The 260-nt window shown below is 65.0% G+C and carries 1 protein-coding gene; it reads right to left on the bottom strand.

Annotation, left to right across the window (positions count from 1 at the left end):
- Nucleotides 1–203, bottom strand: a 203-nt coding sequence (locus RMT89_RS43935) for a hypothetical protein (RefSeq protein ID WP_315889351.1), incomplete at its 3' end; no start/stop codon positions are given.
- Between the last annotated feature and the right edge of the window lie 57 nt (nt 204–260).

Genomic DNA, 260 nt, shown 5'->3' with positions numbered 1-260 from the left:
CTCACCAGGTCCAGGCGGTGAGGGCAGAACACGCGCGCGACGCTGTCGCGCGCCTCGTCGCGATCGCGCGTCTCGAACATCAGGAGTCGTTCAAGGGGCAATGTCGCGGTGATGGCCGGTTTCCCCCACGCCGATTTCCGCAGGATCTGTCCATCGGCTGCGAAAAATGGACAGCGAAGCCTACCGCCGGGTGCGACCGTCACGCAAGTGGTCTTGCAAGGCCGAAGGGAGCTCAGCCATGGACAAGGGTCTGCCGGGAC

Source organism: Streptomyces sp. P17 (assembly GCF_032436805.1).
GTDB lineage: Bacteria > Actinomycetota > Actinomycetes > Streptomycetales > Streptomycetaceae > Streptomyces.
This window is presented reverse-complemented; position numbering and strand designations above follow the sequence as displayed.